7 protein-coding genes are annotated in these 12,339 nt (G+C 44.9%); 3 read left to right on the forward strand and 4 right to left on the reverse strand.

What is annotated here, in order from left to right:
- Positions 1-14 precede the first annotated feature (14 nt).
- A complete protein-coding gene (locus GKS34_RS09580) occupies positions 15-629 on the reverse strand; it encodes a class I SAM-dependent methyltransferase (RefSeq protein ID WP_163384600.1) in 615 nt (204 codons plus the stop codon).
- Between the two features lie 108 nt (positions 630-737).
- Between GKS34_RS09580 and GKS34_RS09585 the strand changes: the two genes are divergently transcribed.
- Complete coding sequence (locus GKS34_RS09585; protein ID WP_163384601.1) at positions 738-1,271, forward strand: DinB family protein; 534 nt, start codon at positions 738-740, stop codon at positions 1,269-1,271.
- On the opposite strand, the gene GKS34_RS09590 is transcribed toward GKS34_RS09585, so the two are convergent.
- The 3 genes from GKS34_RS09590 to GKS34_RS09600 all read right to left on the reverse strand — a co-directional run bounded on the left by GKS34_RS09590 (position 1,258) and on the right by GKS34_RS09600 (position 9,937).
- Positions 1,258-3,900 (reverse strand): T9SS type B sorting domain-containing protein, encoded by a 2,643-nt coding sequence (locus GKS34_RS09590; protein ID WP_163384602.1) that lies wholly within the window; start codon positions 3,898-3,900, stop codon positions 1,258-1,260. The two genes, GKS34_RS09585 and GKS34_RS09590, sit on opposite strands and share 14 nt — an antisense overlap.
- 151 nt (positions 3,901-4,051) lie before the next feature.
- Positions 4,052-4,804: a peroxide stress protein YaaA gene (yaaA, locus tag GKS34_RS09595; RefSeq protein ID WP_163384603.1), complete on the reverse strand. Its 753-nt coding sequence runs from the start codon at positions 4,802-4,804 to the stop codon at positions 4,052-4,054.
- Between the two features lie 3 nt (positions 4,805-4,807).
- Positions 4,808-9,937, reverse strand: a complete 5,130-nt coding sequence (locus tag GKS34_RS09600; protein WP_163384604.1) for a T9SS type B sorting domain-containing protein — start codon at positions 9,935-9,937, stop codon at positions 4,808-4,810.
- 95 nt (positions 9,938-10,032) lie between these two features.
- Between GKS34_RS09600 and GKS34_RS09605 the strand changes: the two genes are divergently transcribed.
- Positions 10,033-11,067, forward strand: coding sequence for a PorP/SprF family type IX secretion system membrane protein (locus GKS34_RS09605; protein WP_262888567.1), 1,035 nt, complete (start codon positions 10,033-10,035; stop codon positions 11,065-11,067).
- Positions 11,068-11,079: 12 nt separating this feature from the next.
- Positions 11,080-12,309, forward strand: a complete 1,230-nt coding sequence (locus GKS34_RS09610; protein ID WP_163384606.1) for a M48 family metallopeptidase — start codon at positions 11,080-11,082, stop codon at positions 12,307-12,309.
- Positions 12,310-12,339: the final 30 nt, after the last annotated feature.

Raw genomic sequence — 12,339 nt, forward strand, 5'->3', positions numbered from 1 at the left:
ATCATTCAAATATTTCAATCCACTTTTGTACCTACGGCACGTACCAATACCGATTTTCCTGCATGAAAAGCACCTTCCTCAAGGAATGCGGTCACCTCTTCTAGCAACTCCCATTGGAACTCGGGGAAATCCTCACGAATGATTTCACGGGAAAAAAGCATTCCCTCTTCCCTAGGTCCACCTGCTTTTGGATTGGCCCGGCTCAACTCAATATGAGCTTTGGCGAATCCTTCTAAAATTAATTTTCCGCCGGGCTTGACATAAGAGGCAAGTTTCCGGTGGTAGGCATGCCTTACCTTTTCAGGAAAATGAGCGAAAAATAAACCTAAAAGATCAAACGATTCCTTTTTATACCTCACATGTTCAAGATCACTGACAAGGTACTCAATCTTTACCTGTTCCTTATCTGCAAGCTTTTCGGCTTTTTTTCTACCTTCTTCACTCCAGTCGAAGGCAGAAACATCCCATCCCAATTTGGCCGCAAATACCGCATTCCTACCCTCTCCTTCTGCTGGCAGAATTAGTTTTCCCGGCTCCAGCGAACCTATTTTTGAAGTAAAAAAAGCATTTGGCGCTTCCCCATAAACATATTCCTTGGACTTATACCTTTCGTCCCAAAATGTTTTCATCCCTTTTGTTTTTTATGTTGGCTGCAAGTTTGTAGTTTTCTATTACTGAATTTAGCTGGATATTAGTAGATACTTAGCCTCTTAGAAAAGCAAAATTTACCAATAAAAATGAAATTGTCACTGATTTATCTCATTTTCCTCATGTTCCTGGGGATCTCCCCTTCCATGAGCCAGGAAGACTCTTTTCTAAGAGATTTCTTGATTAGATGGGAACAATCCAGGAATTATTTTATTGAAGTTGCCAATGCAATGCCTGAAGAAATCTATTTCCAAACTCCCTACCCAGAGGGAATGAACTTTGCCGAACAGATGATGCATGTAGGGGCAATCATTGACTGGCATGCTTTTAGTAAATTTGGAGGTAGTAATTCCGGTATTCGATGGGAGGATTTCCAACCCGAAGGTAAAAGCAAGAAACAGTTGATACAACTGGTCTCCCATGAGTTTGAGCGTGCTGCCATTTTAATTGGTGAATTTGACCCGGAAAAGCTTGATGAAACTGTTTCCTACGCTTCCTTTATTCGTACCAAAAGGCAATTTCTCCTACTTCTGGCGGATCATGTCAGCCACCACCGCGCACAGATGATTGTACTTCTCCGACTCCAAAATATCGAACCACCTAATTACATCAATTACCAATAACGGTAAGTGACCTTTTCTCCGATTTTTCAATTCCCAGGTCGTCACTACTGTAATTTACGATTACCGAATAGGTACCATCTATGACCTTATTTCCATTTATGAATCCATTCCATGAACAGGCAGGACTTGCCTGACCACCGTCTAACTCTTCACAATAAAAAATTAACGCCCCGTTTCGGTTGTAAATAAATACTTCCACCCGATCTATTTCGGGTGCTGCGTAGACCGTAAACTCCCTTTGAGGATCCCCGGGCACAAGTGCATTTGGGTATCGGATCAAAATGAAGCAGTTTTCTTCTACAGAAAACGCCTGTTCCAGAGGGCAGCCCGAAGCATCCACCACTTCCAGCCGGTAATTTCCAGGTGACGAGGGCATGTAGCTGGCTGATTCACTCAGCAAACTATCTTCCAGATACCATGCATAGGCTTCAAAATCACCCGGCTCAAGCGTGGGTCTACGGTTTTCAGCACTGCATAAAGTATAGGAATTTGCTAAATCGATGGGTGCAGGAATTATTTCTTCCACCTCGTACACCGCACCGTACAGCCTGCAATTAATTTCATTTCTCAAAACCAGTTCATAAACGCCAGGCTCATCTACCTCCATTTCTAACTGGTCGTCGTACTCAAAAAGCCAGGTATTGTCCCCATTTTCGTCTATTTTATACCACTCCACCTTATCTACTGTCTCTCCTGTTACCTCGGCTTTTAACACCGATACAGCGCCTTCTCCGCAAATAGGGCTGCCCTCAATGAAAGCGGAGGCATTGTTCTCAGGTATAGTAACTTCAAAAGTAATAGGAGCCACGGGGCAGGCACTACTTCCGCGGGGCTGTACTTCCAATAGAAAATTGCCTGTGGAAGGGGGGAAAAATTCCAATTCCCTTGCCAAAATGGTTCTGTCTTCAGTCATCCAACGAATAATAACCTCATTGGGATTTTTTCCAAAAAGCTCCACGCCAAATATTTGGTTTCCAAAGCAGTTGATGATACGTTGGTTGACATCGTATTCCAACGGTTCGTTGACAGTCACTTCTATTAATCTGGTCCTGGGACAAAGGGTGGAAGCAGCATCTTCCGGTCGGCCAATCAGGCGGTAAGTCCCGGCTTGGTCAATGGGGAACCCCTCTTCCTCCAAGGCTACCTCGCTACCATCAGGAGCGAGCATTTGGAATGAAAGGGCTTGGCCGGTATCGGGAGCAAGAGAATACCGCTGACAAACGTTTAATTCAGCGGGAACCGAGAAACTGACCTGCCTGGCACCTATCATCCTATATGTTTGCGACTTGGTACTGCTACAGGCATTTTCATCACTCACACTCACAGTGTAGCTTCCATTTGGTACTTCTACTTCCACGCGGGTTTCATTTTGGAAATCCCCTTCATAGATCCTGCCATTTTCGCCTGCGATACGGTACGTACCTGAAACCGACAACCCCATAAAATCCAAAAACAGTACGCCACTTGCTAGTCCTGTATTAGAGCAAGTGGAAGGAACTGAGGTAACCTCAAAATCAATACCTTCTGCTGGATTTTCATTTTCGATACTAATGGATCGCGTAACATCACAAGAACCTGCACTGGCAGTAATGGTGTAGATCTTTGGTTCAAGACCGGTAATGGTTCTCTTTTCTCCTGCAGCAATCTGGTTGATAATGACTTCTTCCCCTCCTGCAATTCTAACAGAATTGAGCGGCGAATTGGCCTGGATCTCAATAACCCCTGTGGGCGATTGGCAACTTTCAGCATCACTTAACTTGGTAACCGTAAAATCCGGGGCATTTCTAACTTCAAGATCAAAAGCGTACTCCACGTCACAACCTGGTCTATCGGGATCCTCTATGCTAAAATAAACCGTATAAGCTCCCACCCCGTCCAGTTCGTCTGTATCGAGTGTCAGTTCGAAGGCATCTTCAATAAACGTTTTTTCCGGCGACCCATTTTTTTGGAAAAACCAGGAAGCAAGGTAGGGAGCGTCGGGACGATAATTAACCGTACTGCCTAAACAAGCCACAGAAGCCGAAGGCACCACATTGACGGAAATGGAAGGCCCTACAAAAGTGGTGGCAACAGCTTCACAGGCCACTGAACTAACCTTTGCGTAATACCTGCCAGGTTCCGTGGCAAGATAGGTGTTTCCAGTTCCAATCACGGCGTTGGACGGGTTGAGCCACTCTATTGTATACCTTCCGCTATTCGCGTCCACCGGATCCAGAGCTTGCAACATCACCGGCTCGCTGCCGCAATAAACCACATCAGGAGGCAACACAAAGGAGGGCCCACGTTCTACTGTAACGGTTTGTGATTCTTGATAGTAGTTTTGATTACCACCCCTTATTACTCGCAAACTGACCGTAAACAGGCCTGTAGAGGTAAAGGGAAAAGAGATTTCACTGGACTCCTCACCACCTGACTCGTAGAATATCTCAAATCCTGTAGCATCGGTAATACTCCAAATATATCGGTCTGTAATCGGATCACCACCTGCTGAAAAATCTGCATAAGCAAAACCGCCATTCAGACACACTCCCCCCGGTCCTTCCAAAAGGGGTTCGATAAAATCGATCTTTGATAGGCCTTCATTAATCTCAAAGCCGGCAAGTACCATTGCCGGTATTGAGAAAAACATAATTAGAAACCGAACTGACACCTGAGCTTTTTAGAAACAATTGATCTGTTATGTGCTAAACTTATCAATAAATTGATAGCAGATATGATACCAAACCGACTGAAGGTCTGAAAATAGTTGGGTTGTTTTTTTCCATGAATCAAAAAAGGAATCACCGAATGAAAACCCATTCATCGGAAGTACTCTTATTTTCAGCATACTCGTAACCAGCCTTCTGAAATGTTTTTAATTTTTCGGGATCTGTTAGTTTATTTTTGATTATAAAATCCGTCATCATTCCCCTCGCCTGTTTCGAGAAAATTCCGATATTTTTATAGGTCCCGCTTTTAAACTCCTTAAACACTGGATGGATAATCCGAGATTTCAACGCTTTTCTATCTACAGCCTTAAAATACTCCTTTGAGGCCAGGTTTACCACTGGCTGCCCATCGGAAATTGTATTGATAGAATCAGCGATCTTTTTTCCCCAGTAATCATATAGGTTACTCCCCTTTTTGGTCTTTAGTTGGGTTCCCATCTCTAACCGGTAAGGCTGAATGAGATCCATCGGTCGGAGCAAACCATACAAGCCGGACAAAATTCTTAGGTGTTCCTGTGCAAAATTAAAATCTTCTTCGGTGAATGAATCCACATCGATATGCATGTACACATCTCCTTTGAACGCCAGTAAAGCTTGTTTGGCATTTTCCCGGGTATATTCATCCACAAAATGTTTGTAACGTTCTTCATTAAGGGCGGCAAGGTTCTCACTAACCCCCATAAGCTTCTGGATGGATTGAGCGGATTTTTTTTTCATAATCCCGGCCAATTCTCTGGCCTCTTTCTGGAATTGAGGCTGGGAGCTAATGGAAACTTCGCTACTGCTATAATCCAATGTTTTTGCGGGTGAAATCAATACTATCATAAATTAATCGATAACTACTATGGCGTCTCTTATTGTTTTCTGAATCATTTGTTCTTCATTGGTAAACTTCACAACCACCGGATATGTTCCAATAGGAACTTTAGTGCCATTTACTATCCCATCCCAGCTGCAAACCGACACATTTTCGGTTACGTTTTCCTCTTCGCAAAAATAAACTAATTCTCCCCATCTGTTGTAAATGTAAACCATCAGATTATCTATCTCACCCTGGGTATAGATCACGAAATTCCTTGACGGGTCTCCTGGCCTCAGCGCATTTGGAAACCGCACATCGACTTCACAGATTTCATTAACCGTAAAATCCAGTAGGAATTCACATCCAGCATCGTCACGAACTATCAATTCGTAATCTCCTTCTGCATCCGGAACAAATTCGGATGCCTCACTTACAAGGGTTCCATTTCGCGACCACGCGTAACTTGCCCAGTTCCCAACGTTCAAGGAAATTAAATTATCTGTGGATCGACAAATTTCATAGATATCTTCTAACTGAGGGGGTACTGCATCCGAAAAAGGAATATCAATCGTTTCAGTACCCAAAATACAACCCGATGCATTGATTAGCCGGATTTCATAAATTCCGGGACGATCTACCACCAACACCGAATCACGGGCTCCATCAATTTGGGTACTAATTGAACCCACCTGATAAAACCATTCAATGGAATCCACCTGTGAAAAGTCTGCATCCGCTACGATTTCCGTAGTTAACACGCCGCCACAAAGACCCGGACTACTTAAGCTGACTTCTACCTGATTTCCAGTTTCGATGGTATACGTTTCCGGATCGGGTACCGCGCATCCGCCTAAATCTGAAATCTCTACCAAATAATCGCCCTGCGGTAAATTAACCCGGATGCTATCTTGGTCCGTAAAGGCTGCCGTCACTTCTTCTCCGGTCCCCAAATTTAATATTTGGTAATTACCGGAGGCCTCCCCTGCTGGAAAAATGATCAATACTGCCCCTTCCAGAAACCCCTCATCCAGGCAGGTTTCCGGTTCTGCCTGTACGGAAAATTGCACATCTGAGGGAGGATTGGCATTTTCAATTACTACTACTTGGGAACTTGGGCAGGCACCTGAATAGCCGGAAAAGATATAGCTGCCTGGAGCAAGCCCGCTAACAGTGATTTCGTCCCCTGTCTCCAATGCAGCAAATACTTCACCAGTAGACTCAGAAACCAAACTGTCCAAAGCAGATCCCGCTTCTATCTGAATGCTGCCATCACCAATTTCACAACTCTGCGCAGGAGAAGTGGCTGTGACGGTATAGGTAGGGATGGGATTTACCGTTAATGGGGTGGTTTTCTCCACCGTACATGTACTATCCAAAGGGTCCTCGGTCTGGAACAATAACTCAAACTCCCCGGGCCCATCCAGATCACCGGTATTCAACTCCAATACCTGCGTCTCTCCCAGTAAATCGTAAGCTCCGCCTGTTGCAGGCCGAATGGACCATAATCCTGAAACAGGGGTGTCCGGATTGAAACTTACCTGGTCCCCAAAACAAACTTCATCTGCCGACTGCTCCAACTCAAATTCGAATGGCGGACCTACAAATACCGACTGACTTACAGGACAGGTTTCAAAAAGCTCGCCATCTGCCCCATCGGGCAAGGCATACGCCACCGTGACGGTATAAATGCTTTCTTCAGTCACTTCCACTTCATTGGTAGTAGCGATGATTTCCCCGGCAGCATTCTCCCAAATAAATTCATATTCAGCCAGGCGTGGATCTTCCGGGTCCACAGCAACCAAATTTTTTATATCACCACAAAGCGACAACTCATCAGGAAGAATTATTTTCGGAGAAGCGACTACTTCCACCTCCATCGAAAATACTTCCTCCCAGGGAGTACCACATCGATCTACTTCAAGTTGGACTGTAAATACACCAACCGTATCGAAAGCATATTCCAAATCCTGGAATTCTTCTCCCCCATTTAGAAATTCATCAACCATTTCTCCTTCTTCGTTGAAAATGGTCCAGTTATAAGTGTCTATATCAGGTTCACCCCCACCTTCAAACAAACCCACGGCTCCTTCTTCATCGGAAAGACAAAGCCGGTCCGGGCCATTCAGGCTAGGGTCGGGAATGTTACTGCCTGAATTTTGTACGTAAGCTGGAAGCCCTAAATTTGCCGTTCCAGGCATGGCATCGACGGCATTTTGGTTGAAGGTGGAAGGGGTACATCCTGATCCAATCTGAACCTGACCAATTAAATTGGAACCGACTACCGCTACATAAATCTGGCCGTCTGGTCCTATCTGCAAGGCCCCCAAATCCAGTCCGCCAGTTCCAGAAATAGTAGCTCTGCTATCCAGAATACAGCTTTCTATGGCAGCCTGATTGGTAGCAGTTTCAAAACATTCCGGGCAGGTCCTGGTCACTGGATTATCAGGATCCGTCTCATCGGTTTCTTCGGCGCTTTGCACAAAAAACTCCTCCACCCCCGGTCCGCCGTTTCGGTAGGATACAAACAAACGACTAGCATCCGATGAAAATTCCAATCCATATACTTCTCCGTCAGATCCCAGATCCAACGTGGCATAAAGTGTCATTTCTCCGGTGCTCTGGTCAAAATCAAATATTTCCACCCAATTAGTACCTCCTTCGGTATAAGTTACCGCTAGTTTACTGCCATCTGCTGAAAATTTAAGGGTACCGATTCCGTCCCCATAGTCATGATTACCCCCAATTGAATTAAATACCGGTTGCCCGATCCCCTCTGAGGAAACGGGGTACATCCGGAAGGCATCTGTGCCCTTTTCATGAAATGCTACCCAGGTGGTGTCGCCGGAATTGAACGCAGCGGAATGTTCAGTTGCGGGGCTAAACAAGAAATTGTCCTTTGTAACGACGTTTCCAATTCCCTGAGGATTATCTCCCTTGATATCCACCAGGGAATAGTTTACCTCATTCTCACCTCCGGCTCCAAGCTGAGTGGTGAAAAGGTAATACAATGTTTCATCCGAGGCTACAGGAATCGCCAAAACACTTCCGGTGGATAGGTTATCCCCTCCAATGTTTTCGCCATTTTGCATCGGGTTTCCATTCAAGTCCCAGACTGTCTCTCCATCGGTATAGAACAATACCTGTCCTGCCTGATCGGATACTGTGGTCACCCCCGCGGGAATATTGTGAGGGTGAGGAGATTCGATAGGTCTGGGAGTAGGGCCATCCGGATTGTCCGGATCGGGATTGAAATCAAGGCCTGCACCGTCGCCAAAATACCATATATTATTGGTTTGGTCATCCACATCCCACATTTTTACCCGTATGCTCGCATAGGCATAACAGGTGGAACCTTGTTCCCTGACCAATACCCAGTAAAAACCAGGTCGGCATATTTCATTTGGAGCTTCGGGCCCCCAGCCTTCTTCTCGCTTATTGGACCAAAAATACTCGTAATTTTGCTGACTTTGGCCTTGCCCACCACCGGGCTGCTGTCCCACACCAGGAATTCCGCCAATACCGCCGCCTCCAGGTTGTCCTCCAGGCTGCCCACCACCTTGACCTCCTTCTTCCCCGCTTTGGGCTTCTACCAGTGGCATCAGATCCAAACAGGAGGGCTCACAGAGGGTGGTATCTGCAGGATTAAACTGGACCGTTAAATTATTTTCGGTAAAGGTAATGCTCTTGGTGACGTTGCTGGTCTCTCCATTGGGATAGGTCACCGTTAGGTTTACCGTCACCTGTTGTTCAGAAGTGGCATCTCTTGGAAGTAGCAAATGTTCGGCATTCAGGTCCATTTCTATTTCCTCTCCTTCCTCATCTGTAAGCGGCGGCAAAATTTCCCATTCAAAACTAACCGGTTGGTAGTTCATAGGACTTATGACACTGGTAAGTTGAAGTGGGTTATTCATGCAGGGCATCTCCGGTTCCCAGGTAAAATCTGCCATGGGATCCACATCGATGGTCGGAGCAAACTGTGGAAAAACAGTGCCACAAAAATCCGTCCCGTTAAAGGGTAATTCCTCTATATCAACATCAGCCAGAACCCATTCATTCGGATTAGTTACCCTACCTATGTATTGAGGTCCGCCTTCTACTTCCTCGTATATGTAGTAAAGTTGTCCGTCCGGACCATTTTTTACATCGTATATAGCATGGATTTCATTGGCGAGGGGAAGGCTGACCGCACCGGAATCGGGTATTTCGGAAGGATCGGGCTCCGGATCTACGACCGAAGGATCCCCAATAAAATACCGAATGAGCTCATCTCCCTGGGAATAATACAGAAAATCCCCATCTGGTGATACTGTCAAACCGCCAATTGGTTCTTCGCCTCCTGTATCGGGTAACGTTTCGGGCGAGCCAAAAACTCCGGAAGCGGTATCAAAAGAAAGAGAAATTAGGTCTTCACCGGCGTCTTCCGGTAGCAAATACAAGGTACCGGAATCCTCGTCATAGAGAATCGCTGCAGGAGTATTATCCAAGGGTGTTCTTGCTGTTTCGGCAAATTCACCCTGCATTTCTTCCACACGTCTGGCTACCAATTCGCCGTTTTCAAAACTCAACAGGTAGTTCGGGGAACTTCCGGATTTCACGACCAGAACAGGACCCTCAGCATCCCCAATAATTCCTCCTGCTGAAACTGAACCGGCAGGTGGCTGGTTAGAAGGGGCGCCGCCCTGATCATTCATATTTACCAAACTGTATTCCAGCTCACCAGCGGGACTGATATAAAAAATATAAAATTCCTTTGCTCCACCCGGTTCCGGATCGAAATCCAAGGAAGCTATGGCCACGGATTGCCTGGCAGTTTCCACGCCACCCAGTTCGCCGACTACTCCCTGCATGGCTTCGTTTAGGTAATTATATACCAGGGCACCGTCCGTGTAAAATAAAATTTCTCCTGTAATAGGATCTATGGCCATAGCAGAATTGGCCTTTCCAAGCGTAATATTTCCGGGCAGCGTGGCTACACGGGCCGTTTGGTCCTTGCCAAATGTGAGGTAACTATTTTCTCCGCCTTCACAGTAACCGAATATCCATTCATTTTCGTTAAAACCTTGGGAATGACTCAAAAAAGGGGCGCAAAGTCCAATAAGTAAAAATATTGCTCTAAAAATAAAATCAATTATGTTGTTAAAATAGTTAGATTTCATAATTTACATGCTGCTTTACATACACTGGAAAGCAGTAAAACGTTTATAAACTGTCTGGTATCCAATAAACGAATAAATCTTTGTTTCAGTCACAAATACGTATAGTTTTTTTAGCCCTTGTCTCCGTGTGTATCACAGGGACGAGTTTTGCTCAGGACCCGCAATACAGCCAGTATTACGCGGCTCCCCTTTATTTGAATCCCGCTTTTGCGGGCTCCGAACTGGCTACCAGGGTAGGGGTAAACTACCGAAATCAATGGCCGGGATTGGAAGCAAGTTTTTCCACATTTTCTGCCTATGCGGATACATTTTTAGAAGAATACAACACAGGTGTCGGATTTTTGGTAACCAACGACACGGAGGGTGCTGCAGGATTGCGTTCCACCCACGTATCCGGGATGCTTTCTTATGAATTAAAGCTTGCGGACAACCTGTACCTGAGACCTGGATTTCAGGCTAGTTACCTTAGAAGAGATATTGGTTTTTATGAAAATTTGGTCTTTGCCAATCAAATTAATCCAACCGACCCCTTTGGCCCTATCCTCCCCGGTAATGACCTGCAGGGTTTTGGCGAACCGGTAAACTTACTTTCCCTATCCGTCGGAGGGTTGGTTTTTACGGATAACTTCTGGTTCGGACTTTCCACACACCACGTGAACCAACCCAACCAAAGTTTTATTGAAGAGGGAATAAGTCGCCTACCCATTAAGTATTCCATTCATACAGGTTATCGGATTTCACTGGGCAGAGGTTCTCCACGCAGGGATTTTACGCACACCTACCGTCAACGGTATTTTACCCCAACCATCAATTACAAGCGGCAAGGACCTTTTGAACAATTGGATGTTGGGGCATACATTTATCTGGAACCGGTGGTCTTTGGCCTGTGGTACCGGGGGCTTCCCTATAAACCCATCGAAAACCAAAGCAACCGCGATGCGCTGGTCCTCATGGCCGGTTTTAATTTACCTACGGGTTTAAATATAGGCTACAGTTTTGACTACACCGTGTCTCAGTTAGGAATTCAATCCGGAGGCGCACATGAGATCAGTATTTCCTACGTCTTCCCTCCCAATAATCCCGGAGCTCCCAGAAAAAGAGATACCATTCTTCCTTGTCCTAAATTTTAATACTTTTGCAGGATGGACCAGGATACAATTAAGTACCTCTTAATGGGGATAATCAGTCTTTCCTTTATATTTGAAAAGACGATAAGTTTCCTGAATGTCAGGCGAAAAACAGGACCCGTCCCAGGAACACTGGAGGAATACCTGGATGAGAAAAAACTAAAGCGAAGCAAACAATATCAAAATACAAACTACTATTTCGGATTGGTTTCCGGCCTTTTTACGTTTGCCCTTACCCTTGTTTTTTTACAATTCGGTTTTTTTGGATGGCTGGATGAGTGGCTGAGGCAATTTGGTTTTTCAGACCTGGTTTTATCCATCGCTTACTTTGGCGTTTTGTTTATCGGTTCAGATATCCTTTCCATACCTTTTGACTATTACCATACATTCAGGATTGAAGCGGAATATGGGTTTAACAATACTACGGTCAGAACTTTCTTTGCTGATAAAATCAAAGGGTACCTGCTATCCATAGTAGTTGGGGGAACCCTACTATTCGTTTTGCTTTGGTTGGTTTTGGAAATTGGCAATGATTTCTGGTGGATTTTCTGGCTCATTTCGGCTTTATTTATTGTATTGGTTAACCAGTTTTATTCCGCCCTTATTTTACCTCTTTTTAATAAATTGACTCCGCTAAAGGATGGAGAACTGAAAAACACCATCCTTAATTATGCGCAATCCGTAGGGTTTTCTCTGGAAAATGTTTTTATCATAGACGGTAGCAAACGATCTTCTAAAGCAAATGCCTTTTTTTCAGGAATTGGAAAAAGAAAAAAAGTGGTGTTATACGATACCCTTATAGAGCAGCATACTCCGGATGAACTTGTGGCTGTATTAGCGCATGAAATTGGGCATTACAAAAAAGGCCATATAAAAACCGGATTGGTAACGGGGATTCTGCAAACAGGAATTATTCTATACTTGTTGTCATTGGTTATTTTTAATGAACAAATTAGTTTTGCCCTGGGAGGCAACATCTCCTCCATTCATCTAAATATCGTGGGTTTTACCATGCTGGTATCTCCCCTGTCTATGATCCTGGGAATAGGTATGAATTTGATTAGCAGGAAGCATGAATATGAAGCGGATGATTTTGCCAAACTCACCTATGCCGGAAAGCCTCTAGCTGAAGCACTCAAAACCCTTTCGGCCAAAAACCTTTCGGATATCAATCCCCATCCCCTGTATGTTTTTGTCAATTACTCCCACCCCCCGCTCCTTAGCCGATTAAAAAGACTGGAATAAGGGCATTGTTTTTCTATCCTGAGTACGTTA

The sequence above is a fragment of the Cyclobacterium jeungdonense genome, from assembly GCF_010994275.1.
GTDB lineage: Bacteria > Bacteroidota > Bacteroidia > Cytophagales > Cyclobacteriaceae > Cyclobacterium > Cyclobacterium jeungdonense.

Excerpts from the sequence above, each read along its gene's own strand:
- GKS34_RS09580 (WP_163384600.1), bottom strand. The coding sequence starts at position 629 with ATGAAAACATTTTGGGACGAAAGGTATAAGTCCAAGGAATATGTTTAT.
- GKS34_RS09585 (WP_163384601.1), top strand. The coding sequence starts at position 738 with ATGAAATTGTCACTGATTTATCTCATTTTCCTCATGTTCCTGGGGATC.
- GKS34_RS09590 (WP_163384602.1), bottom strand. The coding sequence starts at position 3,900 with ATGTTTTTCTCAATACCGGCAATGGTACTTGCCGGCTTTGAGATTAAT.
- yaaA (WP_163384603.1), bottom strand. The coding sequence starts at position 4,804 with ATGATAGTATTGATTTCACCCGCAAAAACATTGGATTATAGCAGTAGC.
- GKS34_RS09600 (WP_163384604.1), bottom strand. The coding sequence starts at position 9,937 with ATGAAATCTAACTATTTTAACAACATAATTGATTTTATTTTTAGAGCA.
- GKS34_RS09610 (WP_163384606.1), top strand. The coding sequence starts at position 11,080 with ATGGACCAGGATACAATTAAGTACCTCTTAATGGGGATAATCAGTCTT.